The following is a 25,419-nucleotide window of genomic DNA, read 5'->3' on the forward strand; positions in this document are numbered from 1 at the left end:
CTGATATTAATACGCATTTTTTCCAACGAAGCCTTTGAAAATAGTCATAAATATAATTTTTATATCAAACCACAAAGACCAACTTTTAATGTATTGGAGATCGAACTCCACCCGCTTTTCCATTTTCTCTAAGGTGTCTGTCTCACCGCGCCAGCCATTAATTTGTGCCCAACCAGTGATCCCTGGTTTAACCTTGTGGCGGATCATATAAAACTCGACTTTCTTACGATATTCCTCGTTATGTGCCACAGCATGCGGACGAGGGCCGACAATGGACATATCGCCGAATAAAACATTAAAAAACTGCGGTAATTCGTCCAAACTGGTGCGCCTCAAAAACCCACCGATGGGGGTAATGCGTGCGTCGTTTTTCGTCGCTTGACGCACCACAGCATCGTTTTCCATTACTTTCATTGAACGGAACTTCCAAACCCGAATACGCTCGCCGCCGAGGCCATATCGGTCTTGTACAAACAATACCGGCCCTGCAGAGGTTAATTTAATTGCAATTGCTATAGCGATAAGCAGTGGTGAGATGAGCAATAGGATTAACGCTGCGACGACGATATCTTCCGAGCGTTTGATAAATTCTCGCGCACCTAAATAAGGCGACTCAAACACGCTTAGGGTATCAAACCCACCGACGTGGTCGATGCGCGCATGAATCAAGTTCGAGAGTAAAAAGTCAGGGACAAAGTGGACGTCAACAGTGGTATCCCCAAGTTGCCGCAAGATATCGGCAATACGCTTGTCGGCTTTCATCGGCAGAGCAATGAACAGAACGTCGACTTCACCGCGACGAGCAGCGTTGACGGCCTCACAAATTGCTCCTTGAACATGGAAATGCAACTGCTCGAATACTCTATCTGGTTGGCGGTCTTCAAAAAAGCCCACAAAATCAAAGCCCAGCTCATCATGCTGACTTATTTCCCTAAATAAATTGGCCCCTGACTCGGTCGCGCCAATAATAGCGACTCGTTTTAAGCTAAAACCAAGCTTTCGTTTATTTACTTTATATAAACGAATAAACAACCGCCAACTAAACAGAAATATAAATGAACTAAGAAACCAAATAAACAAAGTTAAACGTGACAAATTTTCACTAAACTTAAAACCAAAAGCGAAGATGAATAATGCACCACTTGCAATAACTAAAGAGAGCCAAGACCAACTCACCATATGCTGAAACTTACCTGCTCGCCAACTGCGATAGACGTTAAAAACTTCCGCTGTGTAGAGGTAACAAATCATCAAGATAAGAAATGCTACCAGGTAATGCTGATTCAGCTCAACGCCACGTATAGCAGCGGCTATAAAGAGCCCGGCAGTGATCGAAAACAAATCCATCAAGCGGTAGAAAACACCGCTGGAGGTTGGGTTATTTTTAAATGTTTTATCGCTGGTCATGGGTGCTCCAAGCTTAAATTCAGCCATCCTAGTAACAGGTGAAATTATAATCCACAATCCCACCAAGTAAAATAGATTTAACTAACCTGTCTATAATAAACATTTAACCATGAACAACGGGTTAACTATAAGCGCTGTCATCTATTTGTCATGCGCTCTTTCATTAACAAATAAGCGAAGCGGCTATTGGTAAGAAGGTAGCGCTTCCACATTCTTCCGGGTTCTTGCAAAACGCGATATAGCCATTCCAACCCCGCATTTTGCATCCACTTTGGCGCCCGCTTTACCTTACCGGCAACAACGTCAAAAGTGCCGCCAACGCCCATAACAAAGTTGACCCCGAGCTGGTCTTGCCAGCGGTTGATAAAGTTCTCTTTTTTCGGCGAGGTGATGGCCACAAAAAGTAGCTGTGCACCGGATGCCTTGATTTTCTCAACCACTGCCTGCTCATCATCCCAAAAATAGCCATGGTGATATCCCGCTATGTTTAATTGCGGATTTTGCTTTTGCACCACCTCAGCTGTACGAGCCACCACTTCGGGTTTCGCGCCAAGTAAAAACACACTGAATTGTTGCTCGGCGCTCATTGCCAGTAGCTCATGGAACAGGTCAACGCCAGCGACGCGCTCTGGTATGTCATGACCACAGGCTCTTGCTCCCCACACCACACCCATGCCATCGATATTAATGATGTCGCAAGCTTTGACTGAGTCAGCGAGTTCAGCATCACGTTGCATATTGACTAATTTGGCGACATTAACCACCACGTGCTGAAGAAAGTGCCCGCCCTTAATATGATCGCGGATCACCGTTACCGTCTCCGTCATTGTGGCGCTATCCATAGGGGCATTTAAAAATTGAATTCTTTTCATGATTTCTCCTTAATATCCGGCAATATAGCGACTGTATCGCTTGCCGATAAGCCGTTGGCCAATAGTGAGCGCACCGCACGCAAGCGCAAGACACAGCGCCATTGCGACCACGGAGCTAAGTACATAGCTAATGTGTGCCAAGGGTTTGGTAAGTAGATACAACTCGTAGGTAAACAAGCCGTGAATAAAGAAGATGCCAAAGCTCATCATCGCCAATTGTGACAGCGGCTTGAGTAAACTGGGGTGTCGTTGCAACCACTGCTCTACGCGCAAATTGCTTAATAACAATAACAACACGCAACTGAGCATCGCTTTTTGCACAAACAGCCAATCAACAGCATACAACCCTAAGCGTGGATGGTGGGCATTGCCAAACTGCTGTAAGTGCAGGCTTTGATAGAGCCATACGCCAATAGCAGCCACAGCTAAGCTGACTATCAATGCTCTCGATACTGGTCGACAGCGCTGCAGCTTTTCACAGCTCAAACCCAGTAAAAAAGCAGGCAAAAAGTAGAGTAAATTATGTGCGAGATGGGTCAGCTCTTGCGGACGCCCAATACGCATGGAGAGGTAGCATAAGGGGATTAACACTAGGGCCTGCAACCACAGCGACTGAGCATGATACAGTTTGAGCATTGGCGTAAGCGAGAACATCACCATAATAAAAGGCACATACCAAAGCGGGAATAACGCTCCCCCTAAGCCCACCTCTATAAGCTGATAATCTTGGCAGTACAAACTTAAGGTGCATTTAGAATACGCTTTGGTAAGCGCCAATAAAGAGATGCACACAAAAGGTGGAATCAACAGCGCCTCTTTCTTGCGCATAAAATCAGTCCAGCGCTGCTTCGGCCAGCTGATATGCGCCGCTAAAAAAGCGGACAAAGCGACAAAGAATACCGATGAGTTAGCGACCAAATTTTTATATAGATAGTCAACGGCAGTTTTGTCGTCGCCCATCAATGAGGTGTGCTGCGCGACGACCAAAATAATCGCCAGTGAGCGCATTGCGTCAATCCCAGCAAGCCTCACGCGGCCTCCTGCTCAACGCGGGTACGCTGCTGCACAAGCGCCAATTCACTAAAGCTGTAATACACCCAGGCCTGGGTCCAACGCATATAATTGACTTTATTGGTGTAGCGTTTGCCTTTTTGATACACAAAACGGCCACTGCGCTGCTCGTAGAGCAAATCCACGCTGCGGGCCAGTATTTTATCCGCCAATGCCAGTTGCTCGGCATTGGGGTTCACCTTTAGCAAAGTTAATAGCGCCTGGCAGACGCTGTGCATATCCAGTGGGTAGGGATTATCGTGATAGTACTTCGCCGTGCCTTGGCTATCAAACAAGTGCTCAGTATAAAACTGCAGACCACGTTCTATCGCCGCGTCAAACTCTGTCGTTTGCAATTGCGAACGCACAATATCCAGCGCCTCGAGGTTATACCCGGTGTGAAAGCCGTCAATGAACTGATGATGATGACGTGTTCCATAGACCCACGCACCCTGCTCATTTTGTGCTTGTACTGATTGTCGCGCAACCTGCAAGGCTAAGTCGCCGTATAAGCTGTCATCATAGTACGCAGCGAAGGTGGCCACCCAAGCCGCAGCCCACAAACTGGCATTGTGTACGAATGCCGACTCACCTGGAATATAGGCAAAATAGCATTGCTCTCGCCCCTGTTCGTCCGTGGTCTGCGTATATAAATGGTTTACCATAAAGTGGGCGCTTTGCATTGCACACTGTGTATACTTATCTTGCTTCGTCACTTGCCCAAAAGCATGTAAGGCTTTGGCAACATACAGGGTGGTGATCACATTGGGCTTGCCTTTGGGCACATAAAACGCCCGGGCATTCCAGTCAAAGTGATACCCCCAGCAAGGCGCTCCCCACTGCTGCTCATCGCATTTCTGCGTCAGTAACCAGTCCGCTAAACGTTGTGCTTCATGCACGTACTTTTGCTCACCACTGCGCTGATAATCATTCACCAAGCCTAAGATAAATAATGCCACGCCTTTGGGGTTGCGTTTCTTGGGCACCAAGCATAAGGGCCTGAAGTTGATGGGCGAGCGTTTGAACAGCTGCGTCCATGCCAGCCCAAATACGCCCTTGCGCAATATAGGAGCAACAGAAAACAGTCGACTGTTCAGGCCATCAAAAGGGTCATAGCCGGCATAATCATCCGCTTGCGCTAAATTTAAGGTTTGCTGAGCCAGTGTATTAGCAGTCTTAGTGTTCATCGTGTAGCTCCCGGTACAGGGCGTCTAACTGCGGGATCACCGCCTGCTTGGAAAAGTTGTCTTCAAAGCGTTGTTTCGCATTAGCGGCTAATCGCGCGTTAAGGCCACGATCGCCAATGGCATTGATGAGCAACTGGGCCAACGCTTTAACGTCACCGGCAGGACACATCAAACCGCTATGTTGATGTTGCAAGGCGTCAGGTATGCCTCCGGCATTGGAGGCGACCACGACTTTTTGCGCAGACATGGCCTCGAGCACACCCATAGGGAAGCCTTCGTTGTAGCTAGGCAGGCAATAAATATCCGCTCGAGCAAGATAGTCGAGCTTTTGCTCACCACTGATCCACCCTAAAAAGCTAACATCCTGCTCTAACCCTAATTCAGCAACCTGAGCTTTAAAGATGGCCATATCACCATCGCCACCGAGTGCTAAGCGTGCGTTAGGACACTGTTTTTTTACCTCAGCAAATGCCGTAATTAAATCTCCAACCCCTTTGCGCTGGCCTAGACGGCCCAAAAATAGAATCAATCCAGGCTCGGTGCGCTCAGTCCCTAATTGCAAAGAGTCCACGGCGTTGTATATCACTTGCACTTTACTGGGGTCATTAACTAAGCTCTCAACCCAGCTTTGCCACTGTGTGGAGAGCACAATCACCTTATCTGCGAGCTCGTAGGTATGACGAATATGGGCTTGTTTTTGGGCGTCACATTCGTTTTCGAAGAATTCACGAAATTCGGCGCCATGCAAATGCAATACAACCTTCACTCGAAAGCGTTTTAGCAATCTAATAAGCAGCGATTTGCGTTGATAACTGCCCCGCGATGCCATATGAATATGCGCCACCGCCACACGGGAGCTCAATAGAGTCCACGCTGTTTGGATATAGGCGAAGAGAAAAGTAAACAGCCGTTTTAGGCCCAACTTTGACGTGTCACGCTGATGGGTGGCGATATGCTTTACATGCCAGCGGGAGAAAAACCCCGAAGATTCCAACGTATGCAAGACCGTAGCTATACCGCCTTGGCCGCCTCGCGCGGTGGCTAACGTAATGTTTTTGTACTGTTTCATCCTCATTCCTCAATGCTACAAAGCGCTTGGCGTACCTTGCCCGATGCGGTTTTTTCTAGTTGCGATACCGGTGTTACTTTCACCTGCATGCTTTGACCCAAGCGCTCCTTGGTATTGCTTATTAATTGCTGGCGCTGGTGCTCATCAAAGCGCCTATCATCTATTTGCACTCTAACCTCGAGCGCGCCTGGGCGGTGTTGCACAAACTGACACCCCAGTAAGCCGTCAACCCCTTTGGGAATATGGTTAAGCACGTAAACCTTCTGCCCTTGTTCAGCCACCAAGTAATCCCCTTGGCGGCCCTCAATGGCGCTGATAACAGGATAATGACGACCACAGGGACAGCTTTGTTCATCGCTAAGCTGGACAAAATCGCCCGTGCGATAGCGAATGAGTGGAAATAAAGAGTTGTTAAGGTTGCTACCGATCAGTTCATAACGATTACCATCGATATGGTGCAGCTCAACTTCAGCGTAATCGTTGAGAAGGTGATAGTTACCATGCTCACAATTGGCTATCGCTGCAACACGCTCAAATAGACCATACCAATCAAATACTTTGCACTTAAAGCGTGACTCAATCAGGGCTCTGTCTTCGGCGCTTAAAGATTCTGATGAAGTGATGACTGACTTTAATGGCGCGGGGTAGTAGGTATCACAACTTTGTAAATATTTTGCCAAGCTGACAATCGACGACGGGTAGGCTTGGATAACATCGACACCAAACTCGACCATGGCGTCGATGTAGCTCGCCATATTAGCTGTGGTTAAATGAAAGGAAGACAGCATGATCATATCTTCGAACCACGAATAACGCCAAAACGGCGCCTTTCGTTGCTCACTTGGGACGATCATATCTCCACGAAGCCACGCTCGCTTATCTCCTTTTTGATACCCCGCCCACTGTCGGTGGCGATTAGTAAAAGCTCGCTCACGCATGACCGATTCTTTCGATTGGTAAATCACTAAAGGACTGCCTGTGGTACCACTGGTTGCCCCTTTGATCTTGACCCCTTGATGTTCAGAGTCTAGAAAATCACGGTGCTGAGCTTTGACAGTGGCTTTATCAATCACACTGTATTGCCCTAAATCAGTGCCTTTATCGCGATAAAAAGGGACTCGGCGAGCCGCGTGTGTAAGCATCTTTTTAAGCCGCGCTTGGCGATAGGCATCGCATTTGTGCGCATCGTATTGCAACTGTTCAAGCTGCGCTGTTAGCGAGCGAGTGTGTCGGTTATCCCGCAGCTTCTGACGCAAACCACCATAGACCGAGGCCAACACATTTTGCAGCCAAATCGGACTGCGCTTGTACATACGAGAGGTATACATTTACACCGTCCCCCGCGCATCTGAGAGAGTGATAAATTGACCTTGACGCTGTGCTCGTTTAAGCGTGTATGCAAAAGGAGAAAACCATGAATAGTCTTTGGCATGTCCAATAAGTACGGTGGTAGACAAGCACTTTTGCTGCGCCAAAGCTAAAAATCGCTGTACTTGTGCTCGGCTACTTAGACACACATCGAAGTTACTGTTTGTCAATTTGTGTGGCTGCAAAGGGGCAGCCGGCTTAACGCTACGCTGATAACCAATGCGCTTTAATTTTTTATTAACTAACCGCGTGTATAGACGCGCCAGAGAGATTTTTCCTGGTAACGAGCTGCGCAGCGTAAGCAACGGGTACTCGATGACTTGTGTAGGTTCATCACTGCCGTGCATAGGATGAGGTAAGAATGAATCACAGTCGGTATAGTCGTATTGACACAAGGCCTTATTGGCATAAAAGCCCGGGCACAAAGATGATTCTGTATCAAAGCCTGCTGCGCTTAGTGCTTTCACACTCTGCGAATTAAAGCCGATATTGTAGCCACCGGCACGAAAGGCATGACAACGATATTCGCTGTTGAGGGGCTGAATTAATGCTTCCAGAAAGGCTTTACCGGCGAGCAATAAATCAAGCTGACCTGGGGTGCCATCAGCACTGGTGCGATAAGGCAAGGCAGAAAATCGCCACCAGTCAAAGTTGAGCTGCCATTGTCCTTGACGGTACTGTGCTTGATACCATTGAGGGTGCAGGTGTAATTGTAAGTCGTGACCTAGAGACACCATACGCTCGAGCTGGGCTTTAATATGCTTGGCATCGTCGATAAAAACAGGGTTGCCGCTGTCGGCCTCTTTAAAAATCGCTTCGAGCTCAAGATATTCGATGAAAAAAGTAGCGCGTATTCCCAAACGTTGCATGGTTTTGAGCATTTTGTCTGTAGGCGTGACCAAGTGCTTAAGCACATCGCCCTTGCCACTGCCAAACAACTCATAATCAAACGTCAAAATGTACTTCATTGGCTCTTCTTCCTTGAGATGTTTTGCGCGAATAGCTGCTGGCATTGCGGCAACAGTTTAGAGTTGTCGATAGCATAACAAGGCGAAACTAAACGCTGACTTAAGGTAACCAATTGGGGACAATGCAAATCAAAAAATGTGCTCGACTCCATCAGCGGCTCGCGAATGTCATGCACAAAAGTGGTTACGCTATGTTGTTTGCCTTCATTAATCACCGTGGCTGCAAAGGGCTTGTCACCATAGAGATACCCCATGTCTTGCTCGTACAGGTCTTCAGCGCAGTGCACCATCGAACAATTACGTACTCCCAAACCGATGGACTTGGAGTGCTCCAATTGTGCCAGCAAATAATAAGGGCTATGTGCATCATAAGGCGTCTGGCTGCGCTGGTGTTGAGCGGTAATTAGTCGGCTGTGCTGGCCCCAAGCGACAACGGCTTTGATAGGGTGGATGCTGATGTGACTGTGCTCATCATCAGCTAGAGTTTGCGCCAATACCCCGGTGCCACAGCGCACATGTGCGCTATCAAAAATACGCCCGGCCTTTAGCCAATCTTGCGACAACCCTGGCGGGTAAAATGGCATGGCCAAGGTCCCTGTAGGGCCGACAATTTGCTTTAGTAGCTCGAGCAATTGCTGGGGAGTAAAATCAGCATGCAAAAACCCAAAACCACAGTGCACTAACAATGCATCCCCTTGCGCTATGTGCAAATCGTCAAGCAACACCGCTCGCATCTGCGCCAGCGTGGTTTTAGGTTGCGCGTTTAAAGCCTGACGTTGGCGACGGTACTTTATTTGCCGTAAATGGGCATAAATAGACGATGACTTAAGTCGCGCAAGCATGTGGAGCTCCTTGGGCCCGAATGGATTGTTGGGCTTTTTGTTGAAGTTTTAAAGCACAGAACAAGGCACAGTAAAGTAGTAACAATACCGGTGTTTTTGTTGTTAATGAGTTATTGGTTACCCCCACAACCATAAACACGCCAATCGCGGTACGGCTGACTAAGTTCCCGTGATAAAAGAAATAACCTAGGGGCAAGAAAGCGGCGATAAAAAGCGGCACAGCCCCAATCAAGCCAAAATTAAAAATCCATCCTACGAGGTAGTTTTCAATAACCGAGATATCAATATAAAACTCGATAGCCGCCATCAAACTCGCTGAGGCGCCGAACACCCACTCTTTTGGGCTCAACTGCTCAAGCAGATAAAACACATCTAAACGCGCTGTAGCACTGTGATCGATATACATTTTCGAAGCGATACGTTCGGTGATCCCCGACTCAATAAGCACCACAATAAAAGCAATAAAGGCGAAATAGCCGAGCATCATAAGTACCGCTAGGTACCGCCTGTCAACGGCCACACCACGGGTTAAAAATCGCCACAATGCGGGCACGGCACACACTAAGGCGCCAAGGCAAAAGAGTGCTAACGCTGCCCGCCCACCAAAAGCAAACAGCGCCAAGATCACGAGCCCGATATAAGCAAAAGCCGGGAGTCGAGTGTAGGAGCAGAGCAACAAGGCTAAAGCCACGGTGATCAGGGCATTGTTCAGGGGGTGCGTCATCAATGCGGTTGAGCGAAAAAAAGCAAAGGAGTCAAACTCAACGCTTACTATACGAGTATTTAATACGTACTCCCCCACGGCAAGTAAGGAATTAAACAGCAACAAGTAAGCAAGTAGCACCAAAATACGCTGCAACTGCGAGTGTGATAATTGCGCTAGTAGTACTAACAACAACAATGGCGCTAAAAAGGTATTAACCATATAGGCCATGCCTGACGTGCCTTGTGTGGCTAGGCCATAGACGATAACAGCGCTTAGAGCGATAAATGACCACCACCAAATAGACGCTAACTGACCTAATTCAGCAACACTTGCTGCCATGCCTCTGCTCAACACCAATAACCCAAATAACGCCAGTAAAATGTATGCATAAAGGTGTATTTTAACCACCGGCGAGCCGCCTTCTGATACATAGGCGATACCGAGGTTTTCAAGCAGGTAGCCACCGAGTACCACTGCACTGAATAAGGCTAATTGTAGGTATTTTGCTAATTTAATCTCAGACACTGCGCCGCCTCCAGTTGAGGCTTTGGCTACGTATAGCGAAAGTATTGAGTAACCAGTGCATCAGCACATAGGTCGTGATCCCTGCCAGTACACCAATAACAAGCTGCTGCCAAGGCGCAAGTGATACAAGGGTGCTCAACAATGTATAAAGCACTGTGCCCATCACCGTTGTCGCCAGTAGCGTTTTATAAAGCTGTGCTGGCCAGGTAAAGTGGTAACGGTAATAACGCCCAGTTATCAACGACAGCAAGGCTGCAACACACATAGCAATAAGCAACGCCAATGCTGCACCTAACGCACCTAGCTTGGGTACCCATGTAAATGCTAAAGCGAGCTGCAAGGCAAAGCCTACAGCAGTGATAAGCGGTAGCCATTGAGTGCGCAACCTAAACTGTAAGCCATGGTCTAAATAGTGGCCGCGTAGATTCAAAATAAAGGTGGCGGCGGCAATAGCATAAAATACGCGTAAATCTAGCTGCTGATAGCGCTCACCTAAAAACACAGTGATCAGTGGCTGTGCCAGTAAACACAGCCCGGTAAGCGCCGGTATCGCTAACGCACACAAATACCCACCATAGCGGCTATGAGCCTGACGCAATTGCTGCGGTTTGTCAGTGAGTTTGGTCAGCTCTGGATACAACGGCAAAGCCACGACCATAAACACCAGTGCCATTAAGCCCACTAACAGGTTGGCTATGCCAGCGTAGAGCCCCGCTTGCTCTAACGAGGTAAGCTGAGCAATGACGATACGGTCACTGCGTGTTGCCAATACTCCGAGGGCACCGGTAAACATAAAAGGCAAACCATAGTGCAGAAACTCTCGGCGCAGCTCCGGTGTGCCCTTATGTCCTTGAGGATTTCTACGCAAAGTAAATAACAAGGCGATGGCGTTACTCGCTACCAAAGCAATTAAGGCGCTATTCAGGGCACCATCAAGCCACAGGCAACCTAAGGTAAGCACCACGGATAACACCGCTTGGGTCAAGGCCGCATAACGATAACGATTAACTTGCTCACACACTCGAGCGCGCTCAAGGTAGTAGGTGTATGTTCCTTTGGCAACGAACAGCAGAGCAACCCAAAGCATATTGCTCCATGAAAACAGCGAAAACACCCACAAGCATAAAGCTACAACCAGTACCGCTACCGCTGCAAATAACCATAACAACGAGCTACTGAGACACAAAAGTTGTTCACGCTCTGGACTTTGTGCACTGGGGTAAAAGCGTAGCAGTGCAGTGTTAATCCACTGCGCAAACATAGAGCGTGTGCTTTCCATGATCACCAGCAGTACTGCCAAAAGACCGTATTCGCTTACCGCGAGAAACCGAGTTTGTATGGCTATGAGCGCAAACACACTCAATGCTGAAAATATCTGTACTGGGGCGTAGCTGAGTAACTTATTAAACACCCGCTAGCTCCTTGTACAACTGCTGATACTGGGCATTGACTCGTTGCGCCGAAAAAGCGTCGGCAATGAGCTGAGGCTCAGCACTGCCCCGTCCCTCGAGCACCTGAGTAACCTTTTGCACCGCAGCGTCGATATCATTGCTATCGATAAAGGCGCCCCCCGCACTGATGAATAACTGTGGCTGCTCAGCCAATACACCCACGCGCGTAGAGACCACGTTAAGGCCAGCAGCGATCATTTCCAAAGGGGCCAAGCCAAAAGTTTCCTCTTGTGAACAAAACAAGCCCACATGTGCTTTGCCATAATGCTGCGCCACTTCAGACATTGATAAGGCACCGGTAAATTGCACGTTAGTCGAGATCCCAAGTCGCTCGATTTGAGCGTCTAACTCTGCTTTATAGTCATGATCACGTACCGGGCCGATAATGCACAAATTCACCACACGGCTTTGATTTAGCTTCGCCACAATATCAATAGCGACATGAATGCCTTTTTTCCGGTGGATCATTGCACAGGTCACTAAGGTGGGGGTGTTAAACTTCTCTATTGACGCTGTATTTACTACAAAAAAAGTGGGATTAATGGGATTTGCTACGACCTCTGCATTTATTCCCGTTTGCTGGGCAATACACAGTCGTAGCTGCTCGCCTACACAGGTAACTTTATTCGCCCTATGGCGTGACAAGCTCGGCAGAATACGCTCATAGAGCAAGTCATTGAGCATGGACACTGACTTACGCCCTAACTTTCCGAACGAATGCACTGTCACCATTTTCGCAATGTGCTTGGGCACGCCAAGCAACAGCGACCAATAATGACTGTGCACCACATCCGCACGGTGCGCCCGGAAAAACTTGCGCACTTGCCAGCACTGATAAATCACTCCAGGCACTGGCACACCCGCGATCTTGCCCTTGCTAGGAACAAAGGTCACATGCACTTGTTCGCTTAGGCGATAACGCGTGAAATACTCTGCTGAAGACTGACCAACTTTCAACGCGAGCACTTCGTACTGACACCCGGGCGTTGGCGTCGCTATGAGTGCTTGTAGTAACTGCTGGCACACACTATCGACGCCCCCAGCGTTATCGCTGCCCCATTCAATGGTGCTTAACGGTGCAACAATCATTACTTGGGTCATGAATTAACCTGCACTGGATTTGCAATATAGGTTGCCTCACCATGTTCGCGCACCACTTTAGCTGGGTTTCCGACAACGGTGGCATGAGCAGGTACATCCTTGATCACCACAGCTCCCGCTCCTACTTGAGCACCATCGCCAATGTGTACGTGTTCAACCACACTGGTGTGTGGTCCAATGTATACATTGTCACCAATATGCGCTGCGCGACCATGGTTTGAACCAATAACGGTATAAGGGCTTAAATTACAGTTAGCGCCAATTTTGGCGCTGGCATTAACAATAATGCCGGTGCCGTGACCTAAGTACAGTCCAGGCCCGACCTGCACTTCCTTGGGTAACTGAATCTGATACCGTACTGACAAATGTTTATGCATCAACCGCGCAAAGCCGCGCACCAGTGCGCTGCGAGCACGGCACAAGCGAAACCAAAACACATAGTTGAACGAGGGGTTCACTAATAAATGCTTGATCAGTAACCCCCTAGAAACCCGCCCGGTTTGCCGATATAAATCGGCCTTAATGAGCTGCTTAGGTGTCATCACGCCAACACACCTCGGGTATCAATCACCACTTTACGGGCAAACTCGGTTTTGTCGGCATTTTTAAATTGCTTATGATCAACCAGTACAACGACGATATTTGCAAGCTCTAGCGCCAGCTCCAAGGAGGTCAGTTCAACCCCTTGGGCACCAAGGTGACTAGGAAGCTCATCGATGTTCGGTTCAACAGCCAATACGGCACCGATTTGTTGTTGCGCTAAGTCACTGACAATGTCTAAAGCGGGGCTTTCACGTAAATCGTCTATATCAGCCTTAAATGACAGACCAAGGCAAGCAATAACCGGGCGCTTAAACTCATCCGCCGCTTGCTTTATTTGCTCAACCACATAGCTTGGCTTGCCGTCATTGACCAAGCGCGCTTGTTTAATCAGCTTTGCCTGCTCGGGAGCACTGCTAACAATAAACCAAGGGTCGACTGCGATACAGTGACCCCCCACCCCTGGACCGGGATTAAGGATATTGACGCGGGGGTGGCGATTGGCCAAGCGAATGAGTTCCCACACGTTGATTTTTAGCTTGTCACAGATCAACGATAATTCGTTGGCAAAGGCGATATTCACATCGCGGAAAGAGTTTTCGGTTAACTTAGCCATTTCTGCGGTGCGTGCATTAGTGATAATACACTCGCCGCGAACAAAGTTTTCATACAGCTCTACCGCACGTTTTGAGCACGCTTGCGACATACCACCAATGACGCGGTCATTGGAAACTAGCTCCTGTAGTACATAGCCAGGTAGTACACGCTCTGGACAATGGGCGATTTTAATATCTGCGTTGTCACCCACTTGCTGTGGAAAGCTCAAATCTGGACGCGCTTCGCTTAACCAAGCAGCGAGTTGTTCGGTGGCCCCAACCGGGGAGGTCGATTCAAGAACCACTAGATTGCCTTTTTCCAACACTGGCGCAATGGCTTTGGCCGCACTTTGGATATAACTTAAATCGGCCTCCACTGGTCCACTGTCATTGTCTTTAAAGGGAGTGGGCACCGCGACCATAAACGCATCCGCTCGCTGAGCTTCGGTCGTCGCACGCAGATTACCGGTGGCAACCACACCGCGTACCACAATGTCTAAATCAGGCTCAACGATGTGGATTTTTCCTTCATTAATGGTATCCACTGCTTGCTGATTTACATCAACGCCAATGACATTAATGCCACGCGAGGCAACAACGGCGGCGGTAGGCAGGCCAATATAGCCCAAACCGATAACTGAAACTGTTTCAAAATTCATAGTAACTATCCTTATTGGGCATGAAAGTGAGCGCCGATGGCATCGGCAATACGTTGACTGGCTTGACCATCACCGTAGGGGTTATGAGCACGGCTCATGCGCTGGTAGGCCTGCTCATCAGTCATTAAACGTTCAACGGCAGTGAAAATGGTTTGCTCATCAGTGCCTACCAGCTCGACTGTGCCCGCCGCCACCGCTTCTGGGCGTTCGGTGGTATCACGCATAACTAATACAGGTTTCCCAAGGCTTGGCGCTTCTTCTTGCACGCCGCCAGAGTCAGTTACAATAAGGTGCGCACGATTCATTAAATAAACAAAGGGAAGGTAATCCAATGGCTCAATAAGTGAGATATTTTCCAAGCCTTGGAGCAGACGATTAACCGGCTCACGCACTTGCGGATTCATGTGCATAGGATAAACAATCCGGCTTTGTGGAAAGCGCTTAGCAATACGCGCCAATGCCTGACAAATACGCTCGAAGCCGCCACCGAAACTTTCTCGGCGATGCCCGGTCACTAAAATCACTTTCTCGTCTGCGGCCAAAGCCAATTGCTGCTGCAACTGTTCGCTAAGACTTGGCTCGGTATTGACCTTATCGACAACATCCAGCAACGCATCAATCACCGTATTACCGGTTACGTGCACGTTGCTCGGGTCAATATTTTCCTTCAGCAAGTTGTTCTTTGAAGTGTCTGTTGGCGCAAAGTGCAGCTGTGTCAATGCGCCTGTAAGCTTACGGTTCGCCTCCTCAGGCCACGGCGAATATAAATTCCCGGTGCGCAGCCCTGCCTCTACATGACCAACGGGAATTTGCTGATAGAACGCCGCCAAACTCGCCGCAAAGGTGGTGGCGGTATCACCATGCACTAAGACGATATCGGGTTTAAATTCATCAAGCACAGGAGCTAAGCCCTGCAAAATGCGACATGTCACATCATTGAGTGACTGCCCTTTTTGCATAATGTCGAGATCATAGTCGGCTTTAATGGCAAAAAGGGCCATAACTTGATCGAGCATTTCTCGGTGTTGTGCCGTGATACACACTCGCGCTTCAAAGCGAGAGTCATTCGCCAAGGTTTTCACTACCGGCGCCATTTTGATTGCCTCAGGACGTGTACCAAATACACTCAGTACCTTAGTGGCCATATAAATCCTCTAATTTTTTAATTCGCTTAACAGGTGTTATGCCGATGCGCTGGCACTGTGCTTGGCTTGCTCGATAGCTAACATGCTTTCCAGTGCAGCTTGAAATTCGCTGCCAAACTGTTGGCTGCGCATGGCATAGTGCACATTGGCAATCATGTATCCGAGTTTAGAGCCACAGTCATGAGAGCGACCCTTCAAATGGAATGCCTCCACGGTTTGAAGTTGGCGAAGCTGATGTAGGGCATCGGTTAATTGGATTTCGCCACCGGCTCCTGGGGGCGTGTGTTCGAGCAGTTCCCACGTTTGCGCACTGAGCACATAACGGCCGGTTATCGCCAAACGGCTTGGCGCTTGTTGCTGTGAGGGTTTCTCTACCATGTCACGAATAACAGCGCTGTCACCCGCGTGAATAGTCTTACCGTCAATGTCAACGATGCCATATTTGTCAACATCAGTGGCCGCTACAGGCTCAACCATGATTTGCGAATGCTCACTGTGCTCATAACGTGCAATCATCTGCGCAAGGTTTTCGCTGCGCAAATTACACGCAAACTCATCAATAATCACATCAGGCAGTAACACCGCGAACGGGTTTTCACCAACGATCGGACGCGCTGCTAATACCGCATGGCCTAATCCTAGCGGCTTGGCTTGGCGTACTGAAATGATAGTGACATCGTCTGGCACAATGCTGCGCACCTCTTCGAGCAAGCTACGTTTGACTCGTTTTTCCAACGTCGCTTCGAGCTCAAAGCTGGTATCAAAGTGATTCTCTACCGAGTTTTTTGAGGAATGAGTCACCAGCACAATTTCCTTGATCCCCGCCTCAACGGCTTCACGGACCACATGCTGGATAAGGGGTTTGTCCACTAATGGGAGCATCTCTTTAGGGATGGCTTTGGTCGCTGGGAGCATACGTGTTCCGAGACCAGCGACCGGTAATACCGCCTTTTGCACTTTCATATATATTTCCTTTGAAAACGGTGTGAGTGGCAAAACACTCAGTGAGCCCACTCCGTCCTTGGCACTGCACATCTAGTCGATAAGTACTAAACATTGTACTTGTTAACAAATAGATTTCAATAACTAGCACCAAAGAATTAGATTAAGTTTTTATTTCGCGTGTACCTGTTGTACATTTAAGTGATATCATTCTGGGAATGAACGCAAACTTATAAGGGACTGCAAAATTGTAACCGGAATCAAAACAGCAGTAAGATTTGCTGTCGCAGTCGCCTTAAGTTGCACGGCTGCATTGACCTACGGACAATTGTTGCAGCCGCAGCAGCTCGTTGAGTACGTGCAAAATAAAGGGAACATTAGCGCATCAAGGCGGGCCCAACACTGGCTAGAGATGCTTGTTATGCAGCAACATGCAGATGCATGGCGCCAGCTGCAGAGCGTCAACCAGTTCTTTAATGACGTGGTGGCCTACCAAAGTGACGAAACGCTGTGGCATCAAAGTGACTATTGGGCCACACCGGCTCAACTGCTGATCCAAGGTGCCGGTGATTGCGAAGATTACGCCATCGCCAAGTTTTTTACCTTGGTTAGTTTAGGCATCCCCGATGAGCAGCTACGCTTAATGTATGTGCGCCATTTAACGCTTGATCAACCACATATGGTAGTGCTGTATTTTGATGGTCAAGATGATGAGCCTTACGTACTTGATAATTTTGATAATCGTATTGTCAAAGCCAGTGAACGCGAAGATTTAAAACCGATTTATAGTTTCAATGGCCAAGGATTATGGTTGGCTAAAGCGCAAAACCTCAGTGGCCAAGCCACTGGCAGTCGAGTGTCTGCTTGGGAGGAGTTGATTAAGCAGATCGAACAGGAATCAGCGAACAAGGAGTGAAAAGTCAATGAACAAACCAAGGATGAGTTTACAAACTCAAGTCTACGCCCTCATCGTGTTACTGGGAATAATCACTTTTGCAGTGAAGTTAAAGCTTAGTAGCGAACAAACCCAAGCCTTTTATCAGCAACAAATGGCGACTCACGCTCGTGATACCGCGACCAGTTTAGGTCTGGCTATTTCACCCTATTTAAATGAGCGCGACATGATGGTGGCACGCACCATGGTTCAAGCTATTTTTGACTCTGGTTACTATGCTCAGATAGAGCTTAAAGATGATCAAAATAAGTCGCTTGTTAACCTCAATCACAACCCCGAAATACACGGGGTGCCATCATGGTTTATGCGCCTATTTCAGCTCACAGCACCGACCTACACCAAGGAGCTCAATAGTGGTTGGAAAGTGGGAGGTTTTTTAAGTGTTACCACGCATCCAGGCGCTGCATACATCGAGCTTTGGCAGCAGGTGAAACAAGCGGCAATCAGCTCAGCAATGATTTTAGTGATTGCTCTAAGTCTTGCTTATTTCGTGCTGCGCTCGGTATTCAGGCCACTGCGCAAAGTAGAACAGCAGGCACAACGCATTGGCCAAAAACAGTTTGTTCAAAACAACGCGAGTCCGAAATCTCGAGAGCTGTTCTCAGTCACAAAAGCGATGAATGACATGGTGACAAGTATTCAGCGTACCTTTGATGCGTTAACCAAACAAAGCGATGCCTACTACCGCCAAGCATATCGTGATGAGTTAACTGGGTTGGGGAATCGTCGCGCCTTTGATAACCAACTTAGCGCAGTGACTGAACAGCTGCAAGATGAGCATACCCACAGCGTGGCAATGGTCACCTTGCCTAGCCTGCAATTAATTAATGAACATCATGACTACCGTCAAGGTGACGCCTACGTGCTCGCGGTGTTGGAAGTCATCAAACGCTACCTCGCCCACCTAGGTGACTACCACATCTATCGCATTAGCGGTGGTACATTCACTATTCATATGCCCTACCCTTGCGACTTTGTTGCTGAAACATTATCGCGCTTGCACCACAGCCTTCAAAAAGAGCAACACCATCGTTATGAGAAGGGCTTTGCACATCTGAGTATCGCCTCCGTTAACAGCTGCAGTACCGTGGGCAGTATACTTAGTGAACTGGATACCGCAATTTCAACAGCAAGCCCTGACAAGCCGGCAATGTGTCAAACACACAATTTAGTGCAATCGCAAAGCCAGTGGCGAGAGACCATTGTGAGAATTATCGAGCAAGGTAATTTTAGTTACTCATTTCAACCCGTTCGCAAACAACAACAGCAGCAAGCTCATTATTTTGAGACCTTTGTGCGCATTAGCGACCAAGGGAAGTCTATTGATAACCAACAACTATTCGCCATGGCTGAGCGCCTCGGCTTGGCGTGTGAGTTAGAGAAAAAGCTATTCCAAGCTTTTATTAACTTTCGTAATACTCATACGGAGTTAGCCCTTGCAGTAAACCTAAGTAAAGAGGCGTTTTACAATGAAGACTTTATTACTTGGGTGTGTCGTCAGGCACATCATTACGGGTGCTTACGCCACAACACGGTGTTAGAAATAGGTGAAGCCACCCTATTGGCCGACATCGCCATGGCCAAGAATGTGTTGGCGCGACTGAAAGCATTCAATATTAAAGTGTGTATAGAGCACTTTGGTTCCAGCCTTACCTCATTTAGGTATCTGCGTGACCTCAATATAGATTACGTGAAGGTGGATGCGGCCTATACCAAGGACTTACAGCAGAACGATGATGCACTTGCTTTGTTACGCTCCATTGTCACCACTTGCACAGGAATTGGAATAAAAACAATTGCCTGTCATATCGAAAACGCAGTGAGCTTTGACAAAGCTATGCAGCTGCAGTTTGACGGTCTACAAGGAAACTACATAAAGCCGCCGATGCAATTAGAAGAAGGCCCCGAACAGGCTATCTTCAACTTTCAAACACGAACATTATAGCGATAAAGGAGTAGATCATGAAAAAGACCGGTTTAGTGCTGTGCATAGGGATGATATGCGCCATGATGATAGGCAATGCGCACGCTGTCGAAGCGACCGCTAAAAGCGATGCGATTATTACTGAGGCTATCGACCAAGGGCAGCCACTCAGTGAACAAATTACCGCACTTATGAGCCGCTACCCAGCATTAAATGCGGCTTTGGTTAATTCTGCTATCACTGCTGTTGGGGCTGATACCAGCGCAGCCAATGAGCTATTTTCCCGAGCCCTAGTCCACGTGGGCGTGACCTCAGATGAGGCCATGAATATCGTTGCAGCGGCGCTCAGTGCTGGCATGAACCCTGATAATGTGACCGCGTTAGCTATTGCCAACAATATGGATGCAACCTTAGTGTCACAAGCAACTGCAGCAGGGCCGGCAACTGCCCCAAACTTCGCACCATCCCCCATCGTCGGTCTCGGTGGTTCAGGCGGGGATGGCGGAATTTCTGAGTCGAACCAATAAGCGTTGATTCTTCAGTGTTAAGCCTGTCTCTGAAGACATCCGAAAGCTCGGATAATCGCCTTAGAGCGCATGGTTCACGTGCTATCTTTGCGCTGCTACTCATCATCTTATTTATAGCCCCCTTTGTATTAGGGGGCTTTCGTCTTTGGGCCAGTGCATTATTGTGCCTAGCTATCGCTGTAGTCAGCGCTTTGCATTGTGCTTATGCTGTGACAACTCAACAACCGCTATGGAATATAAATAAGACGCACCGCTGGCTTATCATCCCCATGCTAAGTTGTGTGTTTGTAGTGGCTATGCAGGATGTACTAAAGCTGAGCGCCAGCCCCGGTGCGACCAGGCATGCTTTGCTGGTCACGGTAGCACTGACCCTCTACGCCGTTTTGCTGCTTACTTACTGCACTAGCTATCAACGATTGCGGGCACTGGTCGTGTTATTGGTGATAACTGGGTTGGTGCAGGCAAGTTATGCCTGTATTTTGGTGTTAAGCCCTGACTTACCTAGCCTAGTCTTACAGTGGCAGCGCAACGATAAAGCCTTCGGTAGTTTCACCTACCAGAACTTTTTAGCTAATTACCTTGGTTTGGTTTTAAGTTTAGGCGTTGGGCTCATCATAGCTCAGCTAAGCACCGGGCAAAATCCTCTCAGCTTTAAACGTCTGATCCAAGTATGGTTAAGCCCCAAACTAATGATTCGCTTAGCATTAATGGTTATGGTCATCGCACTTATCCTGACCCGTTCACGCATGGGCAATGCTGCTTTTTTCATTGCCTTGGCCTTAGCCTGTTTATTAGCCCTGTTTTTTTACCGCAAGCCCTCAAAGCAATTTAAATGGTTAATTTTTAGTTTTTTCGTGCTTGATTTCATTCTTATTGGCGCACTGTTCGGGGTTTCCCAAGTGAAGGAACGTTTGAGTAACACCGCTTTGCTTTTCGAAAGCCGTGATGAAGTGCTTCGTGACGCATGGACACTGCTGTTCGAACACCCTTTTTTAGGTCATGGTGCGGGGAGTTTCTACACTGTATTTCCAAGTGTCCAGCAAGGACCCTACTCAGGCTATTACGATAACGCCCACAATGACTATCTGCAGTTTTTAATTGAGCTTGGTTGGCCTGCTAGTATTGCCTTGGCAGTGGCGATTGGTGGTTGCTTATGGGTCTCGGTACAAGTAATGAAAAAGCGCAGAACGCGGCTTTATCAGGGGCTCGCATTCGGAGCAATCGCCGCCATTATATTTATGTTATTGCACGCAAGTGTAGATTATTCTCTGCAAGCAATGGCCAATGCGATCACTTTTATTACCGTGTTATGTATTGGGCTATTATGCAAAACCTTATCACCGCCCGTGCTTGCCCGTAATTAGCGTTTATACACTTGCTTACATTTGAATGTTGGCGAGGCATTAAAAGTTATGTCACTGTAAAGAAGTCATCTTGGGCCTGTACTTGCGTGAGTCGCTGGCCCCAAGGTAAATACCAGTGACAATACATAACAATAATGAGGTTTAACGTGACAGGAAGACACTTGCCAATTAAAAGTGCCATCGCCGCACTGCTTTTGCTAAGCAAACCAGTATGGGCTGACGCTTTTAGTGAACACCATCTTGATGTTGACTTTAACATTACTCAGGCCCCTATTAGCGCCGATATTTCGCCTCATCCGGGTAAAGAGATAATCGCTATCGGCCGTAGCAGCGCCAAAGCACAGCAAGTGGCCGTTCTGGCGTTGGTTGACGGGACACTAACCCAGGTGGACCGCTTTGCCATTGGTGAGCAGTATTTTGCCTATGACATTGGCAACGACCCGCAGGGCAAACAGACCCTGTATTTCCTCGCCAAAGACCATGTTGGTCGTTATCAGTATCCACAAGGCCCTTCAGAGCCAAGGTTATTGTCCTATCTCGAAGTCAGCTCCATATTCCAAATTCAACGCAGTAACTTTATGCGCCGCATGCCATTTATATTTGATTTTAATGGCGATGAAAGTGCTGATGTGATGCTGCCTAACTTTAATGAGCTACAGGTGTGGTTTAGCCAGCAAGGTAAAGCGCACAAACTCTCCAAATTGGCTATTACCGGCCAAAACGTATTAACTCGCGATGGCTTAAGTGTGACTCCGGCACAAACCTTTACCTTAGATATTAATAACGATGAGCGCATGGATATTGTTCATCTCACCCCCGGGCAGCTGCACATTTACACTGCTGCCAAGCGCCATTTTGGCCATCAAACAGTGGCCATTCGCGAGGATATTCACGCCATCGACTGGTGGGATCAACTCGATGATGATGGCCGCTCTTTGGACCAAAGCGATCTCAACTACCGTAAGTTGGAGCGCTTTGAAGACGTTAACGGCGATGCGATAGTGGATATGGTGGTGCGCTATACCCAAAGCTCCGGTGTGCTAGATAGAAAGAACGACTACGAGATATTTTATGGCAAAAACACCGCTGATGGCGAGCTTCGTTATGGTGCGCAGGCCGATACCACAGTGCGTGCAGAAGGAACGCTCACTGGCCTTGAGCTGCAAGACATTGATGGTGACGGTCGCAAAGAAGTGATGGTATCCAGTTTTGAGTTAGGGGTCTCGCAGGTAGTCTCTGCGCTGCTAGCAAGTAGCATTGACCAAGACGTGCTGCTCTATCGCCAAAATGCGCAAGGACACTACCCGGAACAGCCGAGCATGGACTATGAAACCGAAATGGGCTTTAGTATCAGCAAAGGCCGCGCCAGCGAACCCTTGGTGAAACTCGCCGATATTAGTGGCGATGGCATTCTTGATTTACTACTTTCTGAGGACAGTGATGAGCTTATTTATCGCTTAGGTAACAAAGACGGCGGCTTCTCCCGCAAAAGCAGTCAAGATATAGCCTTGCCACAATCCGCAGCACAGATTAGCCATGCCGATATCAATGGCGATAACAAAGCCGACCTTATCGCCTATTATGGCAAACTCGATAGTGCCAAGCTGCACAAGCGCTTAACCCTGTTGGTCGCTAAATAACTGGCTACGTAATCACAGGCAGCGCGTTATTTATGGCCGCGCTGCCTGAGAAAACCATTAAAAGTTAAGCACCATCGGCGCTATCACCAGAGTTGCCAGCGTGATCAGCACAATAGCAATAATATTCAAAGCAAAGCCTGCACGGATCATATCGGTAATTTTTATCTCTCCCGAGCCAAATACAATCGCGTTCGGTGGCGTGGCCACCGGCATCATAAAGGCGCAACTGGCGGCAATCGCAGCGGGCACCACCCAGACTAAGGGTGTACCAGTAATCGACTCTGCCACCGGCCCAAGTAAAGGCAAAAACCCGGCGGCAGTCGCCGTATTGCTGGTGATCTCGGTTAGGAAAGTAATTAACGCGGCCACCACGAGAACGCTTATCACCAACGGCATAGCACTGGCCCCACTAAGCAGATTAGCGATGTAATCAGCCAGGCCTGAACTTTTTATCTGCGCCGCTAAGGTCAAGCCGCCACCAAATAGCAACAAAATCCCCCAAGGCACGTTTGCCGCATTTTGCCAGTCTAAAACCCGCTCTTGAGAGTGCTTTTCTGCCGGTAACATAAACAGTAGTAACGCCGCAGCAATAGCAATACCGGTATCTGATATCGCCAGCCCGGTGACATCACCGAGCACTGGGCGCAACACCCAACTCACCGCTGCTAAGGCAAACACTGCGAGGACACTTTTCTCGGCCCGAGACATCGCTCCTAACTGCGCTAGTTGATTGCGAAACATGCCTTTGGTCTCTACTTGGCTGGCAGTTTTATCAACTTTATACATCACTTTCGTTAACCACAGCCAGGTTAACGTCAGCATCACTAAAGACAAAGGGACGCCTATCATCATCCAGGTAGCAAAGCCGATTTCAATATTGTAACTGTCGGCTAGATACGCAGCCATCAAGGCATTCGGTGGCGTGCCTATCAAGGTACCAATACCCCCAATGCTAGCGCCATAGGCAATACTCAATAGCAGCGCCTTGGCAAAATTATCACATTGGCTGCCATTATCCTTTAACAAATGGACCACCGATAAAGCTATCGGTAGCATCATCACGGCTGTTGCGGTGTTTGACATCCACATTGATAAAAATGCGGTCACCGCCATCATCGCCATGATTTGCAAGCTTGGTTTGCTGCCCGCCAGCAATAAGGTAGTCAAAGCAATGCGTTTATGCAGCCCCCAACGCTCCATGGCAATTGACAGTAAAAAGCCGCCTAAAAAGAGGTAAATAAGAGGATGGGCGTAAGGAGCTGCAACCGCCTTAATCGGTGCAATCCCAGCCAAAGGCACAATCACCAAAGGCAGCAACGAGGTGGCCGGAATAGGCACCACTTCGCTGACCCACCAAGATGCCAACCAAATTGTTAAGCCGGTAGTGCGCCAGGCAGCCACAGACATCCCCGCTGGTGGGTCGAGCAAACAGGTCAACAACATGACGCATGGCCCGAAGGCCAACAACAGTTGACCCCGAAGTTGAGTAAATTTCGAATCTGACATGCTAAGACCTCTTAGAATTTATATTTTAGTCCAATTGCAGTACTGGTATCGGAGACTTGGTTGAGCTCAAGTTTAGTCGCTAAAAAGTAAAAAGATGTTTGCTTATCAACTACGTAGTCAACACCCGCTGAAAGCTGCTCGCTATCGCTGTCGTGACGAAGCTGGCTGGTATCACGCGCATATTGCAATTTGGGTTGCCATGCGTCACTTGCATAATAGCGCAAACTCACAAGCACACTATTACCGTCTTTATCACCGGCTAAATTTTCACTGCGCTGCACCAGCACCCCACCTTGCAGTCGTTGCCATTGATACACCGCATTGACGCGCAACGCTTGAATATCAGCTAGGGCATCGGTGTAGCTTAGGGCTAAATAGTAAGGGGTCTGCTTTAGGGCGCGATCGCCATAACTCAATAAGGCGGCGACGCCGTTCTTTTCGGTTTTAGCGTCATCTTTCGGCGCAAAAGTCAGCGCCCATTGCCATTGCCCCCACTTTGGCGAGGTATAGGTAATGCTATCGGCAATACGGTCTTGACCGCCTATTGTTTGCGCTATATCACTTTGGGTCTCATTGAATTGGTCAATTTTGCCCTCACTGTACTTAAAGCGGCTGTCATTACGGCCAAATAGCACCGTGCCATAAGCTGATTGCACTCCTAAGTAGGTGTTGCGCGCACTGAATGGCTCGCTGGTGTCGTCGCTTTCAAAGCCTTTCACCTGCACTTCGTATTTATATACCACTTGGGCTTGCGCACTGATATCGTGCTTGCCTTTTACGCCAATGCGCGAGAATGGCGCATCAATATGGGTGCCCTTATCGGTGTAACGCATCAACCCTTTATCGGTGTGCTCAAGTTGCACCTGTGCTTTACCATAAATGCTGTAGTCGCCGGCCGCAGCGCCATGTGCAGCCACCCCAAGCATCACGCATGAATATAATGTTATTGGTCTTATCATAGTGTTGTCCTATTGTTGTCTGCAACACTACACTCAAGAACCTGACCAATTTTAATAACCTAATATAAACAATGAGTTATCATAACTTAAAGCATGTATAAGGCGTGACATGTGTG

Annotated in this window: 22 protein-coding genes; 5 read left to right on the forward strand and 17 right to left on the reverse strand. The window is 48.3% G+C overall.

From position 1 onward, the window contains the following. Window positions 1–6: 6 nt before the first annotated feature. The 15 genes from MHM95_RS06435 to galU form a co-directional block, all read right to left on the reverse strand. The gene (locus MHM95_RS06435) at window positions 7–1,407 is read right to left on the reverse strand and encodes an undecaprenyl-phosphate glucose phosphotransferase (RefSeq protein WP_239384741.1); all 1,401 of its coding nucleotides are present in this window, start codon (window positions 1,405–1,407) and stop codon (window positions 7–9) included. A 137-nt stretch (window positions 1,408–1,544) separates the two neighbouring features. Then, a complete protein-coding gene (locus MHM95_RS06440) occupies window positions 1,545–2,279 on the reverse strand; it encodes a WecB/TagA/CpsF family glycosyltransferase (RefSeq protein WP_239384742.1) in 735 nt (244 codons plus the stop codon). A gap of 9 nt (window positions 2,280–2,288) precedes the next feature. Continuing rightward, the gene (locus MHM95_RS06445) at window positions 2,289–3,311 is read right to left on the reverse strand and encodes an acyltransferase (RefSeq protein WP_239384743.1); all 1,023 of its coding nucleotides are present in this window, start codon (window positions 3,309–3,311) and stop codon (window positions 2,289–2,291) included. Beyond that, window positions 3,308–4,516, reverse strand: coding sequence for an aspartate-semialdehyde dehydrogenase (locus MHM95_RS06450; protein WP_239384744.1), 1,209 nt, complete (start codon window positions 4,514–4,516; stop codon window positions 3,308–3,310). The genes MHM95_RS06445 and MHM95_RS06450 overlap by 4 nt, the downstream gene beginning before the upstream one ends. Beyond that, window positions 4,506–5,585 (reverse strand): glycosyltransferase family 4 protein, encoded by a 1,080-nt coding sequence (locus MHM95_RS06455; RefSeq protein ID WP_239384745.1) that lies wholly within the window; start codon window positions 5,583–5,585, stop codon window positions 4,506–4,508. Before MHM95_RS06455 ends, MHM95_RS06450 begins: the two co-directional genes overlap by 11 nt. A gap of 2 nt (window positions 5,586–5,587) precedes the next feature. Further along, window positions 5,588–6,913, reverse strand: a complete 1,326-nt coding sequence (locus MHM95_RS06460) for a phenylacetate--CoA ligase family protein (protein ID WP_239384746.1) — start codon at window positions 6,911–6,913, stop codon at window positions 5,588–5,590. Beyond that, complete coding sequence (locus MHM95_RS06465; protein ID WP_239384747.1) at window positions 6,914–7,921, reverse strand: hypothetical protein; 1,008 nt, start codon at window positions 7,919–7,921, stop codon at window positions 6,914–6,916. Next, window positions 7,918–8,763, reverse strand: coding sequence for an AAC(3) family N-acetyltransferase (locus MHM95_RS06470; protein WP_239384748.1), 846 nt, complete (start codon window positions 8,761–8,763; stop codon window positions 7,918–7,920). The genes MHM95_RS06465 and MHM95_RS06470 overlap by 4 nt, the downstream gene beginning before the upstream one ends. Beyond that, window positions 8,747–9,994, reverse strand: a complete 1,248-nt coding sequence (locus MHM95_RS06475; RefSeq protein WP_239384749.1) for a VpsF family polysaccharide biosynthesis protein — start codon at window positions 9,992–9,994, stop codon at window positions 8,747–8,749. The genes MHM95_RS06470 and MHM95_RS06475 overlap by 17 nt, the downstream gene beginning before the upstream one ends. Then, entirely contained in the window at window positions 9,987–11,405 is a 1,419-nt protein-coding gene (locus MHM95_RS18860) for a lipopolysaccharide biosynthesis protein (RefSeq protein WP_239384750.1), read from the reverse strand. The genes MHM95_RS06475 and MHM95_RS18860 overlap by 8 nt, the downstream gene beginning before the upstream one ends. Then, window positions 11,398–12,546, reverse strand: coding sequence for a VpsD family glycosyltransferase (locus MHM95_RS06485; protein ID WP_239384751.1), 1,149 nt, complete (start codon window positions 12,544–12,546; stop codon window positions 11,398–11,400). The genes MHM95_RS18860 and MHM95_RS06485 overlap by 8 nt, the downstream gene beginning before the upstream one ends. Next, window positions 12,543–13,088 (reverse strand): serine acetyltransferase, encoded by a 546-nt coding sequence (locus MHM95_RS06490; RefSeq protein WP_275441894.1) that lies wholly within the window; start codon window positions 13,086–13,088, stop codon window positions 12,543–12,545. Before MHM95_RS06490 ends, MHM95_RS06485 begins: the two co-directional genes overlap by 4 nt. Continuing rightward, window positions 13,088–14,341 (reverse strand): UDP-N-acetyl-D-mannosamine dehydrogenase, encoded by a 1,254-nt coding sequence (wecC, locus tag MHM95_RS06495; RefSeq protein ID WP_239384753.1) that lies wholly within the window; start codon window positions 14,339–14,341, stop codon window positions 13,088–13,090. Before wecC ends, MHM95_RS06490 begins: the two co-directional genes overlap by 1 nt. 11 nt (window positions 14,342–14,352) lie before the next feature. Continuing rightward, a complete protein-coding gene (gene wecB / locus MHM95_RS06500; protein WP_239384754.1) occupies window positions 14,353–15,486 on the reverse strand; it encodes a UDP-N-acetylglucosamine 2-epimerase (non-hydrolyzing) in 1,134 nt (377 codons plus the stop codon). Window positions 15,487–15,522: 36 nt separating this feature from the next. Then, window positions 15,523–16,449 (reverse strand): UTP--glucose-1-phosphate uridylyltransferase GalU, encoded by a 927-nt coding sequence (gene galU, locus MHM95_RS06505; protein ID WP_239384755.1) that lies wholly within the window; start codon window positions 16,447–16,449, stop codon window positions 15,523–15,525. A 292-nt stretch (window positions 16,450–16,741) separates the two neighbouring features. On the opposite strand from galU, the gene MHM95_RS06510 reads away from it, so the two are divergent. From MHM95_RS06510 to MHM95_RS18865, 5 genes are all read left to right on the forward strand, one after another. Then, window positions 16,742–17,344, forward strand: a complete 603-nt coding sequence (locus tag MHM95_RS06510) for a transglutaminase-like cysteine peptidase (protein WP_022945834.1) — start codon at window positions 16,742–16,744, stop codon at window positions 17,342–17,344. Window positions 17,345–17,351: 7 nt separating this feature from the next. Continuing rightward, a complete protein-coding gene (locus MHM95_RS06515) occupies window positions 17,352–19,328 on the forward strand; it encodes an EAL domain-containing protein (RefSeq protein WP_022945833.1) in 1,977 nt (658 codons plus the stop codon). A 17-nt stretch (window positions 19,329–19,345) separates the two neighbouring features. Then, on the forward strand, window positions 19,346–19,834 hold the full coding sequence (locus MHM95_RS06520) for a hypothetical protein (RefSeq protein WP_138548842.1): 489 nt from the start codon (window positions 19,346–19,348) through the stop codon (window positions 19,832–19,834). Window positions 19,835–19,848: 14 nt separating this feature from the next. Beyond that, window positions 19,849–21,198, forward strand: a complete 1,350-nt coding sequence (locus MHM95_RS06525; RefSeq protein ID WP_239384756.1) for an O-antigen ligase family protein — start codon at window positions 19,849–19,851, stop codon at window positions 21,196–21,198. A gap of 146 nt (window positions 21,199–21,344) precedes the next feature. Next, entirely contained in the window at window positions 21,345–22,838 is a 1,494-nt protein-coding gene (locus tag MHM95_RS18865; protein WP_239384757.1) for a VCBS repeat-containing protein, read from the forward strand. A gap of 57 nt (window positions 22,839–22,895) precedes the next feature. Here MHM95_RS18865 and MHM95_RS06535 read toward each other — a convergent pair whose 3' ends face one another. Both MHM95_RS06535 and MHM95_RS06540 read right to left on the reverse strand, forming a co-directional pair. Further along, a complete protein-coding gene (locus MHM95_RS06535; RefSeq protein ID WP_235418712.1) occupies window positions 22,896–24,344 on the reverse strand; it encodes an SLC13 family permease in 1,449 nt (482 codons plus the stop codon). Window positions 24,345–24,355: 11 nt separating this feature from the next. Continuing rightward, window positions 24,356–25,303 carry a porin gene (locus MHM95_RS06540; protein ID WP_138509588.1) on the reverse strand — a complete coding sequence of 316 codons (948 nt, stop codon included), beginning with the start codon at window positions 25,301–25,303 and terminating at the stop codon, window positions 24,356–24,358. Window positions 25,304–25,419 lie beyond the last annotated feature (116 nt).

The sequence above is a fragment of the Pseudoalteromonas sp. CnMc7-15 genome (assembly GCF_022347925.1).
In the GTDB taxonomy this organism is placed as follows: domain Bacteria; phylum Pseudomonadota; class Gammaproteobacteria; order Enterobacterales; family Alteromonadaceae; genus Pseudoalteromonas; species Pseudoalteromonas ruthenica.

Bases quoted from the DNA above. Each gene is read 5' to 3' on its own strand.
- MHM95_RS06435 (WP_239384741.1), bottom strand. From the start codon at position 1,407: ATGACCAGCGATAAAACATTTAAAAATAACCCAACCTCCAGCGGTGTT.
- MHM95_RS06440 (WP_239384742.1), bottom strand. From the start codon at position 2,279: ATGAAAAGAATTCAATTTTTAAATGCCCCTATGGATAGCGCCACAATG.
- MHM95_RS06450 (WP_239384744.1), bottom strand. From the start codon at position 4,516: ATGAACACTAAGACTGCTAATACACTGGCTCAGCAAACCTTAAATTTA.
- MHM95_RS06455 (WP_239384745.1), bottom strand. From the start codon at position 5,585: ATGAAACAGTACAAAAACATTACGTTAGCCACCGCGCGAGGCGGCCAA.
- MHM95_RS06460 (WP_239384746.1), bottom strand. From the start codon at position 6,913: ATGTATACCTCTCGTATGTACAAGCGCAGTCCGATTTGGCTGCAAAAT.
- MHM95_RS06465 (WP_239384747.1), bottom strand. From the start codon at position 7,921: ATGAAGTACATTTTGACGTTTGATTATGAGTTGTTTGGCAGTGGCAAG.
- MHM95_RS06470 (WP_239384748.1), bottom strand. From the start codon at position 8,763: ATGCTTGCGCGACTTAAGTCATCGTCTATTTATGCCCATTTACGGCAA.
- MHM95_RS06485 (WP_239384751.1), bottom strand. From the start codon at position 12,546: ATGACCCAAGTAATGATTGTTGCACCGTTAAGCACCATTGAATGGGGC.
- MHM95_RS06490 (WP_275441894.1), bottom strand. From the start codon at position 13,088: ATGACACCTAAGCAGCTCATTAAGGCCGATTTATATCGGCAAACCGGG.
- wecC (WP_239384753.1), bottom strand. From the start codon at position 14,341: ATGAATTTTGAAACAGTTTCAGTTATCGGTTTGGGCTATATTGGCCTG.
- wecB (WP_239384754.1), bottom strand. From the start codon at position 15,486: ATGGCCACTAAGGTACTGAGTGTATTTGGTACACGTCCTGAGGCAATC.
- galU (WP_239384755.1), bottom strand. From the start codon at position 16,449: ATGAAAGTGCAAAAGGCGGTATTACCGGTCGCTGGTCTCGGAACACGT.
- MHM95_RS06515 (WP_022945833.1), top strand. From the start codon at position 17,352: ATGAACAAACCAAGGATGAGTTTACAAACTCAAGTCTACGCCCTCATC.
- MHM95_RS06520 (WP_138548842.1), top strand. From the start codon at position 19,346: ATGAAAAAGACCGGTTTAGTGCTGTGCATAGGGATGATATGCGCCATG.
- MHM95_RS06535 (WP_235418712.1), bottom strand. From the start codon at position 24,344: ATGTCAGATTCGAAATTTACTCAACTTCGGGGTCAACTGTTGTTGGCC.
- MHM95_RS06540 (WP_138509588.1), bottom strand. From the start codon at position 25,303: ATGATAAGACCAATAACATTATATTCATGCGTGATGCTTGGGGTGGCT.